Source organism: Croceivirga thetidis (assembly GCF_012272815.1).
GTDB classification, from domain to species: domain Bacteria; phylum Bacteroidota; class Bacteroidia; order Flavobacteriales; family Flavobacteriaceae; genus Croceivirga; species Croceivirga thetidis.
Window position 1 is genome coordinate 1,504,996 of the sequence record NZ_JAAWWL010000001.1, and the last position, 14,819, is coordinate 1,519,814.

13 protein-coding genes are annotated in these 14,819 nt (G+C 37.9%); all 13 read right to left on the reverse strand.

Features of this window, described 5'->3' with window-relative positions; genetic code table 11:
* Positions 1-182: 182 nt before the first annotated feature.
* The 13 genes from HCU67_RS06780 to HCU67_RS06840 all read right to left on the reverse strand — a co-directional run bounded on the left by HCU67_RS06780 (position 183) and on the right by HCU67_RS06840 (position 14,818).
* The gene (locus HCU67_RS06780) at positions 183-1,775 is read right to left on the reverse strand and encodes an AraC family transcriptional regulator (protein WP_168551806.1); all 1,593 of its coding nucleotides are present in this window, start codon (positions 1,773-1,775) and stop codon (positions 183-185) included.
* Positions 1,776-1,820: 45 nt separating this feature from the next.
* A complete protein-coding gene (argH, locus tag HCU67_RS06785) occupies positions 1,821-3,107 on the reverse strand; it encodes an argininosuccinate lyase (RefSeq protein ID WP_168551807.1) in 1,287 nt (428 codons plus the stop codon).
* 67 nt (positions 3,108-3,174) lie between these two features.
* Entirely contained in the window at positions 3,175-4,248 is a 1,074-nt protein-coding gene (locus HCU67_RS06790; RefSeq protein ID WP_168551808.1) for a M20/M25/M40 family metallo-hydrolase, read from the reverse strand.
* Positions 4,245-5,024, reverse strand: a complete 780-nt coding sequence (argB, locus tag HCU67_RS06795) for an acetylglutamate kinase (protein ID WP_168551809.1) — start codon at positions 5,022-5,024, stop codon at positions 4,245-4,247. The genes HCU67_RS06790 and argB overlap by 4 nt, the downstream gene beginning before the upstream one ends.
* A gap of 158 nt (positions 5,025-5,182) precedes the next feature.
* Positions 5,183-6,148 (reverse strand): Rossmann-fold NAD(P)-binding domain-containing protein, encoded by a 966-nt coding sequence (locus tag HCU67_RS06800; RefSeq protein WP_168551810.1) that lies wholly within the window; start codon positions 6,146-6,148, stop codon positions 5,183-5,185.
* Positions 6,145-7,272 carry an aspartate aminotransferase family protein gene (locus HCU67_RS06805; RefSeq protein WP_168551811.1) on the reverse strand — a complete coding sequence of 376 codons (1,128 nt, stop codon included), beginning with the start codon at positions 7,270-7,272 and terminating at the stop codon, positions 6,145-6,147. Before HCU67_RS06805 ends, HCU67_RS06800 begins: the two co-directional genes overlap by 4 nt.
* Positions 7,269-8,063 carry a pyrroline-5-carboxylate reductase gene (gene proC / locus HCU67_RS06810; RefSeq protein WP_168551812.1) on the reverse strand — a complete coding sequence of 265 codons (795 nt, stop codon included), beginning with the start codon at positions 8,061-8,063 and terminating at the stop codon, positions 7,269-7,271. The genes HCU67_RS06805 and proC overlap by 4 nt, the downstream gene beginning before the upstream one ends.
* Before the next feature lie 9 nt (positions 8,064-8,072).
* Positions 8,073-9,047 carry an N-acetyl-gamma-glutamyl-phosphate reductase gene (argC, locus tag HCU67_RS06815; protein ID WP_168551813.1) on the reverse strand — a complete coding sequence of 325 codons (975 nt, stop codon included), beginning with the start codon at positions 9,045-9,047 and terminating at the stop codon, positions 8,073-8,075.
* Positions 9,040-10,230 (reverse strand): argininosuccinate synthase, encoded by a 1,191-nt coding sequence (gene argG, locus HCU67_RS06820; protein ID WP_168551814.1) that lies wholly within the window; start codon positions 10,228-10,230, stop codon positions 9,040-9,042. Before argG ends, argC begins: the two co-directional genes overlap by 8 nt.
* Entirely contained in the window at positions 10,227-10,844 is a 618-nt protein-coding gene (locus HCU67_RS06825; protein ID WP_168551815.1) for a GNAT family N-acetyltransferase, read from the reverse strand. Before HCU67_RS06825 ends, argG begins: the two co-directional genes overlap by 4 nt.
* 210 nt (positions 10,845-11,054) lie before the next feature.
* Positions 11,055-12,422: a polyprenol phosphomannose-dependent alpha 1,6 mannosyltransferase MptB gene (gene mptB / locus HCU67_RS06830; RefSeq protein ID WP_210423640.1), complete on the reverse strand. Its 1,368-nt coding sequence runs from the start codon at positions 12,420-12,422 to the stop codon at positions 11,055-11,057.
* A gap of 10 nt (positions 12,423-12,432) precedes the next feature.
* A complete protein-coding gene (locus tag HCU67_RS06835) occupies positions 12,433-13,209 on the reverse strand; it encodes a hypothetical protein (protein ID WP_168551816.1) in 777 nt (258 codons plus the stop codon).
* 124 nt (positions 13,210-13,333) lie between these two features.
* On the reverse strand, positions 13,334-14,818 hold the full coding sequence (locus tag HCU67_RS06840; protein WP_168552082.1) for a glycosyltransferase: 1,485 nt from the start codon (positions 14,816-14,818) through the stop codon (positions 13,334-13,336).
* Position 14,819: the final 1 nt, after the last annotated feature.

A 14,819-nucleotide genomic window follows, 5' to 3' on the forward strand; every position in this document is an offset into this window, starting at 1 on the left:
TATTGGTGGGAATTCTTTTCGAAATATTTAAAGACCACCAATTAAATAGAAGATAGTTTCAAGCTATAAAGACTTATGACTCAAAGATCTTATCTAAAGAACGAATCATTGGACTCACTATTATTGGAATAGGTACCACTCAACCGAGTGGTACTCGATTTTATGTTTAAAAAGGAAATCAGCTAGTTTTTAGTAATACTATTCTTATACTCGGAGGGTGTCTTCCCGGTATGACTTTTAAATGCCCTATTAAAGGAGGTTTTGCTCTTAAAACCAGAGTCGAAAGCAATTGCTACTAGCTTAGCATCTTTATAATTTTCTTCTTGAATTAATTTTTGTGCCTCAAGGATACGATATGAATTAACAAAGTTGTAGAAATTTTGATTGTAGCCAACGTTTAGCACTTCAGATAAGTGATGACTACTAATTCCTATTTTTTTTGCTAAATCTTTTTGAGATAAATCAGGGTCTAGATATGGTTTCATCTTTTTCATGAATACCGATAGACTTTTCTTGTGTTTGTTCAAGTCTTCTTCCTTTAAACTCGAATTTTTATAGGTATTGTTTTTTTCTTTGGGAGTATTTTGAACTGACTTGATGAAAACCTCTTTATTCACGTTCTTTCCTTTTTTAAGATTCTCAAATTGTTCTTGTAGAAGCTTTTGTTGGGTTTTTAGACGTTTAGAATAGAAATAAAAAAGTAATAATAGAATAAATAAAATACCACCCAGAGCAAGGCTCCAAAATTTTAATATTTTTCGATTGTTTGCTAGATCCGCAATATCTGATTCTTTCTTTTGCAACATTGCATTTTTGGCGGATATGTCTTTCTCTAAATCTATTCTGGTTGCATTCTGCTTACGTTCCAAGAAATCATTTTTCAATGATAGGTAGTTCTCTTTTGCGCTGGAAGCATTCGTACTATCATTAATTGATAAGTATACTTTACTTAGGTCATCGTAAATCTCCATTTGAGCTTCCGTCAATCCCTTTTCAATGGCAATTTTTTTAGCCATATTGAGGTTTTTAATTGCGTTTTCTAGGTCGTTTTGTTTCCATTGGGCCATGGCTAATCCAGAAAGTAACCATACCTTTTCCTTAGTTGGTTGTTTGGTGTATTCCAGATTAAGGGCCCGCTCACAGACTTCGACTGCCAGTTCGTATTTTCCTTGAATTTGATAAGTGTCACTTATGTTGTTCAGCGCTGTTGCGATAATTTTCTCATTGTTTATTTGTTCTCCTAGTTCTTTGGTTTTAAAATGGAACTCAAGTGATTTTTCATAATTTTTTAATTTTTCATAATTATTAGCTAATCCGTTATATGCAGAAGCCCTGATTTTTGGATTGTCTTCAAATTCGTCTAATAGCGATAATACATTCTCCATCGTTCCAATCGCCTTTTGATGAGAATTAATTCGCGTATACACATTGCCAAGGTTGACTAGAATAATGATTTTTGTTCGGTAGTCATTTGGAATAGAGTCGGCAATGGAAAGGGCGTCTCGGTAAAGTTCTATTGATTTGTCCTGTTCCCCAATATTGTTATGAAAAACAGCTTGATTTACCATTCCTAAGATTTGAAAATTTGCCGCTTTATTGGCTTTTCCCCAATGATATAATGAATCACTATATGTCTTGTGTAGCTTATAATCACCATTGTCATAAGCTGATTGAATATTTTTTAGAAGTTCTGCTGGTTTTGAATTCTTGTTAGTTTCTTGCGAAAGACAAAAAGAAAGGTTGAGTAATAAAACCGTGAAAACGATTTTTAACATTATGTGAGGTAGTTGATTAGTGTTACCTAAATATATCGGTCAACATTAAGCATTCCAAATTACCTTGAACTTATTTTCAATTTCATTTAGTTTCAAATTTCCCAAGCTCCCTTCATGACTGTGTTCAATATCTTTATTAGGTTTAAATGTGCCATTTTCAATGGCCGTTCCCATGGTCTTGTAAGCATCTCGAAAGGGCATACCATTTTTCACCATCTCATTTAAGGTATCAACACTAAATAAGTAATCGTATTTTGGGTCATTCAAGATGTTTTGGTTTACCCGAATTTCCTTTAAGCTAAAAGTCATCATTTCCAAACAGGCCTTCATATCTTGTAATGCAGGCACAATACTTTCCTTAACCAATTGCAGATCACGATGGTAGCCACTTGGCAGGTTATTGGTTATCAAGGTCAATTGGTTGGGTACCGCTTGAATCTTGTTGCACTTGGCACGGATGAGTTCGAACACATCTGGATTTTTTTTGTGTGGCATAATGCTGCTACCGGTAGTCAACTCGTTCGGAAAGGATATAAAATCAAAATTCTGGCTCATGTATAGCGTTATGTCCATCGCCAATTTAGAGAGTGTTGCTGCGATACTTGATATTCCAAAAGCAGTGGCTTTTTCGACCTTGCCACGCCCCATTTGAGCAGCCACAACATTGTATTTTAGGGTTTCAAAACCCAATTCTTCGGTTGTAAATGTTCTATCAATAGGGAATGAGCTTCCATAACCGGCAGCGCTTCCCAAGGGGTTTTGGTCTGCAACTTTATAGGCAGCTTGTACAAAATAAAGGTCGTCGACCAGACTTTCGGCATAGGCCGAAAACCAAAGTCCGAAAGAAGATGGCATTGCAATCTGTAAATGGGTATAGCCTGGCAATAATACTTGTTGATGTTTTTCAGCCAGTTCTATTAGCAAGTCAAATAGTGCTTTAACCTGTGATTTGATTTCATTTAACTCCTCTTTTAAGAACAATTGCATGGCCACTAAAACTTGGTCATTTCGAGAGCGGGCCGAATGTATTTTTTTTCCAATATCTCCAAGCCTTTCTGTCAACAAAAACTCTATTTTAGAATGCATGTCCTCAAAATCATCTTCAATGGTGAATGTTCCCTGTTCGATGGTGCCTAAGATGAACTTAAGTTCTTTTTCCAATGCTATTCCTTCGTCTTCAGAAATCAATCCAACTTTTGCTAACATTTTAGCGTGTGCGGTTGAAGCAATAACATCGTATTTCGCTAAAAGCAAATCGAGTTCACGATCATTGCCTACAGTAAAATGGTCTATTTTTTTGTCAGTGCTAAAACCTTTGTCCCAGAGTTTCATGTTTTCAAGTTCAATTTCAACATCAAGTTCAAATACATTTTTTGAACTTGATACTTGGGTTTGTTTTTTATTTTTTGAAGAAGCCTTCCAAGATTTTGATGTAAAGATCAACTCCTTCCAAAACTTCTTTCACATAGATAAATTCGTTTGCGGAGTGAGATCTTGGGCTATATCCTGGCCCCAATTTTAAGGATTGGCAACTCAATTTTGCTTGGTCTGACAGCGTAGGAGAACCATAAGTTTCCCTACCTAGTGCAATTCCCGATTGTACCAAAGGATGGTTCATGGCAATCGAAGAACTGTCTTTATTCAATGACCTCGGAACCAATTCGCAAGGAGCTTCCCTTTGTAAGATATCGTTGATCTCGGTATTGGAATAACAATCATTTACCCTAGTATCGATTACTAGATCTACATGTGCTGGTACTACATTATGTTGACTACCGGCACTTATTTGGGTTACCGTAATTTTAACGGGTCCCAGAACATCAGAAACTTTTTCAAAGGCATAATTTTCGAACCAGTCCAATACCTTGGGTAATTTATAAATGGCACTGTCATTATTTGGGTGGGCCGCATGCGATGGTGTTCCAGATATTTTTCCTTCGTATACAATCAGCCCCTTTTCGGCAATAGCCAATTGCATTTCTGTCGGTTCTCCAACTATGGCCACATCAATTTCAGGTAGAATTGGCAATAAGGCGGAAAGACTTTTGGCTCCCGCATCTTCTTCCTCCGCAGTGGCTGCCATGATGATGTTATGACTCAAATCTTCTCGTTCGTAAAAATGAACAAAAGTGGCCAATAATGAACATAATGCCCCACCTGCATCATTGCTGCCGAGACCATATAATTTACCGTCCTCAATATGTGGATGAAAAGGGTCTTTGGTATAAGCCGAATTTGGTTCCACAGTATCGTGGTGCGAATTCAGTAAAAGATTGGGTTTGTTTTCATCATAATATTTATTGAAGGCGTAAACATTATTGTATTGTCTTTGTGTGACCACACCGTGCTTTTGCAAAAAATCCTCGATTGCCGCAGCAGTGCCATCTTCTTTTTCAGAAAGTGATGGTATTGAAATTAGTTGTTGCAATAAGGTTAAGGCTTCTTGAGCCAATGTTTCTGTTGTCAATGTCATAAAACTAGACTTGTATAGTTTGTAGTTGAATTTTCAAACAATCCCAGATTACCGATTCGTACTTCACGTACCCCATTTTTCAAAGCTTCAAAACAGTTGTGCAATTTGGGGAGCATGCCTGCTGAGATGACACCTTCGTCAACAAGTTTGGTGTAGGAACTGGAATCAATATTTTTAATCACAGATGATTTATCATTTATGTCTTTTAAAACTCCATTCAATTCAAAACAATAGTTCAAGTTGGTTTGAAAAGAAGAACTTAATCCAATTGCCAGGGTAGCAGCAATTGTGTCTGCATTGGTATTTAGTAATTGTCCTTTTTGGTCGTGCGTCAATGCACAGAATACCGGAGTTAGCCCTAAATTCAAAAGGTTGCACAGCATTTTGGCATCAATACCTTCAACATCACCAGCAAAGCCGTAATCAATTTTAGTAATAGGTCGCTTGTGCGCATGAATACTGTTGGCATCCGCACCGCTCATTCCAATCGCGTTGTTTCCTAAAGCTTGGAGTTTAGCCACAATATTTTTGTTTACCAACCCACCATAAACCATCGTGACAACCTCTAAGGTTGCGGAATCCGTGATTCTTCTTCCATTGACCATTCTGGGTTTGATTCCAAGTTTTGGAAGGAGTTCACTGGCTTTTTTGCCCCCTCCATGTACTAAAATTTTGTGACCTTCAAGATTTGAAAATAAGTATAATAATTGCTTAAGTTCTTCTTCATTTTCGATGATGTTACCACCGATTTTAAATATGTTGAGCTTATCTCCCATTCCCAGGTGTTTTTCTTATCGAGACAATCATCGAAAGAATTAGAAATACCATAGACGTTGGCAACAAAGCATCTTGCCACCTCAAATTATTGTAATCCAATTCCAGTAAATGAAATACAATTATTAGAGCGGCTAAAGCTATTAGGGCATACCTAAATTTATTTTTTGTCTGCATGGAGTTCAAGCTGTGATTCTTTTAAGATTCGCTTCAAGACGAGCTGTGCAGCCCAAGTTCTATTATCAGCTTGATCAATAACCAAGCTTTGGTTACTGTCAAGTACTGCATCTTCAACGACAACATTTCTTCGAACGGGTAGACAATGCATGAAATTAGCCCCTCCCAGTTTTTCTGACGTCATCATCCAATCTCTGTTTTGGTGTAAGACTCGTCCATAATCTCGGTAACTACTCCAGTTTTTCACGTATACAAAGTTCGCATTTTCAAGTGCTTTTTCTTGGTCATTCACAATTCTGCAACCTTCTGTGATTTTAGGGTTCAAATCATAGCCTACTGGATTTGTGATCACAAATTCGGCGTCTTGCAATTTCATCATGTTTATGAATGAATTTGCCACGGCATGTGGCAACGCTTTGGGGTGTGGAGCCCAAGACAATACCACTTTTGGTCTTTCAACAGTTTTATGCTCTTCAAGTGTAATGGCATCTGCCAACGCCTGTAATGGATGGGCTACAGAGCTTTCCATATTTACAACTGGTATGGTGGCATGTTCCAAAAAGCCATTTAGTACAACTTCTGCTTCATCTTGTTCTCTGTCAATTAATCCGGCAAAGGCACGAATAGCAACGATGTCGGCATACTGTGAAACGACTTTTGCAGCTTCTCGAATATGTTCCGATTTTCCGGCATCCATCACCACGCCATCATTATATTCCAATTGCCAACCTTCAGAACCAAAATTCATCACCATGGTATTCAAACCAAGATTGGAAGCTGCTTTTTGAGTGCTCAATCTTGTGCGCAAACTATTGTTGAAGAACAACAAGCAAATAGTCTTTCTTTTACCCAATTGATCAAAACTGAAAGGATCAGATTTTAATTCAATGCCTTCTTTTACCGCTTCTTGAAGGTTTTTTAAGTCTGATATGGATAAATAATGTTTCATGCCAGTTCTCTTTTTAATCCTTCAAAAAACAAATCAATCTGCTCCTTGGTGATGTTCAATGCGGGTAAAAACCGAAGCAGGTTTTTATTCGCCGAGCCGCCAGTAAACATATGTTGATTATAAATCAATTTTTTTCGTAAATCACTCACTTCAAAATCAAATTCAAGACCTAACATAAGGCCTCTGCCTTTTAATTTTTTTATAGAAGGTATTTCCGAAGCTTTTTCTTTAAAGTATGTTTCTAGTATTGCTGCATTATCAAGTAAATTTTCCTTTTCCAAGACTTCTAAAACAGACAATGTTGCCATGCAAGCCAGATGGTTTCCGCCAAATGTAGTTCCCAGCTGTCCATACCACGGTTTGAATTTTTGATGTAGTAAAACCCCACCGACAGGAAATCCGTTGCCCATACCTTTGGCGATGGAAATTATATCGGGTTGAATTCCGTGATGTTGAAATGCGAAGAATTTTCCACTTCTCCCAAAACCTGATTGCACTTCGTCGGCAATCAAGACAACCTCGTATTCCTCACATTTTTTTGCTATAAACTGGTAAAAATCCGTAGTAGGTTCATCCAAACCTCCAACTCCTTGGATGGCTTCTAAAATTACGGCACAATGAGCACCCTTAGAAATACATTTTTCAAATGCCTCAAAATCATTTAGAGGCAGAAAATCTACTTCTTGTTGGGCATTCAACGGAGCAACAATCTTTGGGTTGTCTGTAGCTACAACCGCAGCAGAAGTACGTCCATGAAAACTATTTTTAAAGGCTATTACCTTTGATTTTCCGGTATGGAAAGAAGCCATTTTTAAAGCATTTTCATTGGCTTCGGCCCCTGAACTGCACATGAATAGTTGGTAACCCTTACAATCCGAAGCGGAACCAAGTTTCTCCCCTAATTCTACTTGTAATGGATTTTTAATGGAGTTACTATAAAAAGCCATTTTTTGGAGTTGCTCTGTCATCCGATTTACATAATGAGGATGCGAATGTCCTATGGAAATCACCGCATGCCCGCCATAAAAATCTAGGTAGGATTGGCCTTGTTCGTCCGTTACCTCAATTCCTTTTGCAGAGACTGGAGTTACATCATAAAGCGGATATACATCGAATAGTTTCATGCTTCTCGTATTTCACTGATTTTCTTGTAGGAAGTAACGATGCCTTGAATCAACGACGAACTCAAGCCTTGATGTTCCATTTCATTCAACCCTTCAATAGTACATCCTTTTGGAGTGGTTACCCTGTCAATTTCCTGTTCTGGGTGGCTGCCTGATTCTACCAAGAGACTCGCAGCACCGTTGCAGGTATGCATTGCCAATTCTTGGGCCTCTTTTGCATCAAAACCCAATTGAATGGCACCTTGGGTAGTTGCGCGAATCAAGCGCATCCAAAAAGCAATGCCACTGGCACAGATTACTGTAGCTGCCTGCATCTGTTCTTCAGGAATTTCCATTGAATGCCCCATTCGATTAAAAATGGCCTTGGCCAAATCAATACGTTTTTTACCCAATCCATTACTACAAATGCAGGTCATGCTCTTGCCAACCGAAATGGCCGTATTAGGCATGCTTCTCACAATGTATTTGTCATTGCCGATAACGGATTCCATTCTAGCGATACTAAAACCTGTGATGGTACTGATAACCACATGGTTTTCGGTCAACAGGTCTTTGATGTCAAAGAGAATGGCTTCAAAATGACCTGGTTGAACTGCAAAAATGAGAATATCGGAATTCTTAACTGCTTCTGCGTTATCTGCGGTAACCGTGACGTTACCATACTTCTCGAATTCCTTGATTTCTGAAGTATTTCGTTTGGTCAGGTACATTGTTGTGGCTCCATTGCTATGCAAAATTCCTTTTGCAATGGATAGTCCTAGATTACCTGCTCCTATAATGGCTATTTTCATTGTTCCTTTTTAAAATGCGATTGATTTCAACTGTAATCCCAAATCTTCTTCCAAACCAAAAACTAGATTCATATTCTGAACCGCTTGGCCCGAGGCTCCCTTTAATAGATTGTCAATGGCTGAGGTCACCAGTAACACATCGTCATGTTTATGTAAATGGATATGGCAGTTATTGGTATTCACAACTTGTTTTAGATGGATGGGTTCGTCAGAAATGTGTGTGAATTGCGCATGTTTATAAAAGGTTTCGTACATCTGGATTGCCTCCTCAAAATTTCCTTCAAACTTGGTATAAGCCGTTGCAAGTATACCTCGGCTAAAGTTGCCCCGATTTGGGAGAAAGTGAAGTTTGCCAATTTTATTTCCGAAAGAATTCAGGCTTTCTCCAATTTCCCCTAGATGTTGATGGGTGAAAGGTTTATACCAACTAACATTGTTGTTTCGCCAACTAAAATGGGTTGTAGCAGAAGGTTTAATTCCAGCTCCCGTACTTCCTGTAACGGCATTAATATGAACCGCTTCTTGTAACAAATTGTGCTGCGCAAGCGGAAGTAACGCTAACTGAATGGCCGTAGCAAAACAACCTGGATTTGCGATTGCCTTAGCATTTTCAATTTTGTTTTTGTTCAGTTCAGGAAGCCCATATATGAATTGATTGGATTCAAATTTGGAATCGTCCTGTAACCTGAAATCGTTACTGAGGTCAATCAATACGGTTTCTTCTGAAAAATGGTTTTCCTTCAGGAACTGCGTTGAATTGCCATGACCGAGGCACAAGAAAACGACGGACACATCGGCATTGATATCCCCAGTAAATTTCAGATTAGTTTGTCCCAATAAGTCTCCATGGGCCGAGGATAATGATTTTCCGGCCCTTGTAGTGCTGTAGACAAAATCCAGTTCTACGGCTTGATGATTCAATAGTAGCCGAATAAGTTCTCCACCGGTATAACCTGAACCACCGATAATTCCTGCTTTAATCATTGTTTTGATTTACGTGATTCGCAATTTTACCAGGATTGGAAAGAATCTTTATAAAACCCTTTGCATCATCTGCGGTCCAGCCTTTGTTCATTTCACCATAGCTTCCAAAAGAGGCGTTCATAAGATCATTTTCGGATGAAATTCCATCCAGTCGAAACTGAAAAGGATATAGACTTACAAAAACATCACCCGAAACATTTTTCTGGGTGTCCGTTAAAAAAGCCTCAATGTTCCTCATGACTTCATCTAGATAGTTTCCTTCGTGTAATAGCATACCATAAAAATTGCCTAATTGTTCTTTTTGATACTGTTGCCATTTGCTTAAGGTATGCTTCTCAAGTAAATGATGTGCCTTGATTATAATGAGCGGGGCGGCAGCTTCAAATCCCACACGACCCTTAATCCCGATTATCGTATCACCAACGTGGATGTCACGGCCGATTGCGTATTTTGAAGCTAAAGCCTCTAACTTCTCAATATTGAAGACCGGGTCGTTTTTTTCACCATCCAATGCAACAAGTTCTCCATTTTCAAAGGTCAGCTTTAGTTGTAAAGGTTCCTTTTGCTGTAATTGACTGGGGTAGGCCGAGTCAGGTAAGGGAAGGTTGGATGTCAAGGTTTCATCGCCCCCGACAGAGGTGCCCCATAACCCTCGATTGATGGAATATTTTGCTTTTTCCCAAGAATAATCGACTCCATTTTCCTGGAGATATTTAATTTCTTCCTCACGGGCCAATTTGTTATCTCGAATAGGTGTAATGATTTCGATTTCTGGGGCCAATGTTTGAAATATCATATCAAATCGTACTTGATCGTTACCGGCCCCAGTACTGCCATGGGCGATATACTTTGCCCCAACTTTCTTGGCATGATTGACAATCTCAACAGCTTGTACAATCCGCTCTGCACTTACCGAAAGTGGATAGGTGTTGTTACGCAATACATTGCCATAGATAAGATATTTGACGACTTTTTGATAAAAATTTTGTACCGCATCAATAGAGGTATAGGAGCTGGCTCCAAGAGCTATTGCCTTTTCTTCAATCTGCTTTATTTCTTGTTGGGAAAATCCACCAGTATTTACGCTGACCGCATGTACTTCATATCCATGTTCTTTGGATAGGTTCATGGCACAATATGAGGTGTCTAATCCACCGCTATAGGCTAAGACTAATTTTTTCATTTTACTTTTTTCTTGAGAAAGAGTGTTTCTTTAATACTTTTTAACCGCTTAAATGCTTTTCCGTTTAATTTGTTTTTTGCTTGGTTTTCTTTTGAATTGGGATCGTATAGCATTCCCGTGCACAGGCACATTTTGCGTTCGGTTCTGGTTAGAATATCAAAATTCTTGCAGGTTTGGCAGCCTTTCCAGAAATCTGGGTCGTCGGTCAATTCTGAAAAGGTCACAGGTTTATAGCCCAGTTCGTAATTCATTTTCATGACAGGTAATCCAGTAGTGATTCCAAAGATTTTAGCTTCAGGAAATTTCTCTTTTGACAATTCAAAAATTCGCTTCTTTATCTTTTTTGCTAGGCCTTTACCTCGAAAATCAGGATGTACTATTAATCCAGAATTGGCCACAAATCCTTTGTTTCCCCAAACTTCGATATAACAGAAGCCAGCAAATGTTTCCCCCTCTAAAGCAATAATGGCATTACCATTCTGTAACCGTTTGATTATATATTCAGGGGTGCGCTGTGCAATACCCGTTCCACGAACCTTTGCTGATTCGGTAATGGTATCGCTTATGATTTGAGCGTATTTAAAATGTGATTCGTTAGCAACTAAGAGTTCCATTGCTGACTTTTAGATTAAAACAAAAATTGAAAACTTGGTTTGAAACGGGAATGGACTCACCTAATCCCAAAGATTGATGTGCACCCTTACGGGCGACGACGTGGAGCGAACGGACGTGCTGGAGCAAGAGTGCTCGTAGAAGTGAATATGTAATCTTGTTCGTTCATGTTGGGGTAAATGTACAAATTATCTTAAACCTCAAACATTTTGTCAATTGTTTTTACGAATTACGGCAAGAATGTTATGATTTTTCATGATTTCATATCCTAAGAACCCTAATACCAAAATATATTCAATCGCTAAGAGCCATAGGTTTTCCTTGAAATCAGGTTGGGAATAGGCATAATAACTTAAAACGACCAGACCCGACCATAATAAGGTGAATCGGTAGTTGGTAAAAAGACTAAGGCCAACAAGAAAAACAATATACCAAGGATGAACAGTTGATGATAAAAAATAATAGGAACTCAGTAATACAAGCATTGATAGCAGAATTGATTGCGTTGATTTTTTATCCCTAAATACCATCAATAAGAATGCAATTAAGATGGTTAGTAAAGGCACAATATCACCGTAATCTTTAACTACTTCCCAGGGTTTTTGCTCGTAATGTTCGACAGCTACAGTCTTTACCAGATTGTAAAAACCTGCATTAAATTCAAAATTTGAAAACCACAGCCTCACGGTTTGGACATAATGTGTTGCAAACTCCGATGAATAAAATGGTATCAAAAATAAGATGGAACATACGGTTATTGCCACATAAAAAAAAGTACTCTTCTTAAAGCCCAAAAGGGGAAGAAACAATGGTAGGAAGAGAATAGGTACCAGTTTCAACATAATTGAGGCCGCATAGATTGGGGCTGCAAGAAGATATTTTCCTTTTGAAATCAAATGCACGGCCCAAATGAACAGAAAGAACATTACACCTTCAAAGTGAAGGTTTCCAGTTAGCTCGATTATGATTAAGGGGTTTAAGAAATACCAAAAAATCAGATGTGGACTTTGGTTTAGGTTTTGCAGTAACCTTCTCCCAAAATAAACCGTTCCAATGTCTGAGAGAATTATAATTACCCGCATCCAGATGACTGAACCCAAAATACTGCCCATGCCTAAAAAGCTACTAATGCTAAAAATGAGCTGGTTTATGGGCGGATAGTTGCTGTAATGTTTTGCACTTAAACTTCCCATTCCGTCATATAATTCTTGGGAATTGGCAATGATTATAGTTGATTTTTCAATGATTTGGTTTGGGGTGTAGAGGTATGGATTGATTCCTTGGTTTATCAATTCACCATCCCAAATAAAGCGATAGAAGTCTTGTGAAAGGTTAGGTATGGCAATTAGAAAAACCAATCGGAATAGAATCCCGGTTACCAAAAGAAACTTGAAGTTCCATTTTTCAAATTGAATGATTTTGTAAAGCAGAATAAAGAGACCAGCATACAAGGCAAGTAACTTCAGAAAATCTTCTCGTTCCAAATCATAGGCAAAAACGGTATAAAGAAGTAGGTTTGCCAGTACAATTAAAGATGGGTATTTATGTAACTTAATATATCGTTGGGCAATTTTCTCCAAGGTTTTTGATTTACTGATCCGAAGAGAGTTCTTGGTTGATTAGTTTTATTAGCTGTTCTAAATCTTTTTGAAAGCTGGGATAGTTTTTACGGGATAGTTGATCCCCACTCGCAAGATAATGTAATATGGTATTTTCGAATTCTTTAGAGGTTAGGAAGTGTTTGTTACTTTCTGTACTTGATACTTCTGAAATCTTTAAATATTCCGAAAGCCCTAATTGATCAAATATTACCCTAAAACTTCCTTTTTCCTTAACCAACCTATGTGTTTCCTCTAATGCTTTATATAATCCTGCTTCTTGGGACTCTAATATCGCGAGTTTAGCATCCCATGATGCCAAAACACTTCTAATAGTATCATTTTTTATGTCTTTTAATCCCCCGGAAGCCAACAACTCAGTTAGTGCTCCATTTTCATTTTCGAACTTTATTTGTCTAGTTAGGGGCATAAATAGGATATCAGAAAGATAACTCTCCCTTAGGGTGTCTATTTTCTTTTGGTTATTGAATACGCTTAGAATTAATCGATTACTTTCTAATATTTCACCCAATGCCTCTTTTTCGGTCTGCAAAGAATAAAGGTTATTGGTCATCTCTCCCATTATTAACCTTAAGTGATTTTCCTGCTTTTTATCTATAGTCTGCTGCTCATTTATATTGTCTAGATATAGGGCAATTAAGATTCCAATGACAACAAGGGCAATTTCTCCAATAGCATAGAATAAATAGGCTTTGAATTTATTCTCCTCAAGAAGATTTTTTCTGATTCTTCTGAAAAATTTTAGCATCCTTCCAAAAGTTGATTGTTGTTTGGAACTAAGATAGGAAACAATAAATCGCTTCCTAGCGAGGTATCGCGAAGACTAGCTTTAGGCACGATGAAAATAATCCTACGTAAGGAGATTGGGATTATTAAGCTTTTGCAACCAAGCTTTTAAAGAATACGAAGCCGAAACCCAAAAACAACATTAGGTGAAATGGGAACAATCCGTAATCGTTCAATGGTACAGCGCTATACATTCCGAATAAGAAGTATAACATTAACCCAAATTCAAGAATCATATTAGGCGAAAGTTTCTTGGCCAGATATTTATTGCCTTTCCAACTGTCGGTAAGGTTGTTGATATTGAATTTTGGTGTACGAACGAATTCGCTTCTCTTGCCTAAATGACCTTCCAATACAGCAATAGAATTGTGTAGCGATAAGCCAAGTGCGACAGAAAAAAATGTAAAGAACAATTTTATGTAATCAACAAATTTGTCAAAACCACCTCCCTGCATACTCTTGTAGGTGTACCAATAGCAGAAAAACAAGATAATTGTACTTACGATAAAGAAGCTGGTTATTTCAAACACCCAATCTAAGTGTCCGTAGGTGTTTTTGATGTACAACATGGGTATACTCAAAATAGAAACCAAGAAAACACAAAGGAACATTGAACTGTTCAATAAATGCATCACGCCGTGAAACTTGGTTTTGAAATCTATGTTTTTGGCATTAAGGACACTCCAAACAGATTTTCTGAAGTTTTCGGCCCCACCTTTGTTCCATCTAAATTGTTGCGAACGAGCAGCGCTCATTACAACGGGAAGTTCTGCAGGAGTTTCAACATCTTCTAAGTATTTAAACTTCCAATTCTTTAATTGCGCCCTGTAGCTTAAATCTAAATCTTCGGTTAAGGTATCACCTTCCCAGTTGCCTGCGTCAAGTATGCAATCCTTTCTCCAGATTCCAGCGGTACCATTAAAATTGATAAAATGCCCTTTAGAATTCCGTCCAACCTGTTCCAAAGTAAAGTGGGCATCCAAAGCAAACGCTTGAATTCTTGTTAAGGTTGAGTAATCTCGGTTGATATGCCCCCAACGTGTTTGAACGACACCTATTTCAGGGTCTTTAAAATAAGGGACAGTTTTTTTCAACCAATCGCTTTCTGGCATAAAGTCCGCATCAAAAATTGCAACAAAATCACCTTTTGCAATTTGAAGCCCTTCTTTAAGTGCACCAGCTTTAAAACCGGTTCTATCAATTCTTGTAATATGTTGGATATCCAATCCTGTTTCCTGAAGTTCGGCAACACGTTTTGCTGTGTCGTGAACAGTGTCATCAGTTGAATCGTCTAAAACCTGGATTTCTAATTTACTTTTAGGATATTCAATTTTTGCAATGTTGTCCAAAAGACGTTCCATAACATACTCCTCGTTGTATACCGGAAGTTGAATGGTAACATATGGTATTTCCCTTGGGTCAAGTAAGTTGAATTTTGGAGCTTCTGCGTTTTGTTTTTTATAGGTCAGGTAATTGACCAATAAATTGAGTTGCGCAAGGCTGTAGAAGAAAATAAGTAAGAGTGCAATACTGTAGATTGCGATGATGATGTAAGCTATGGTCAATCCTATT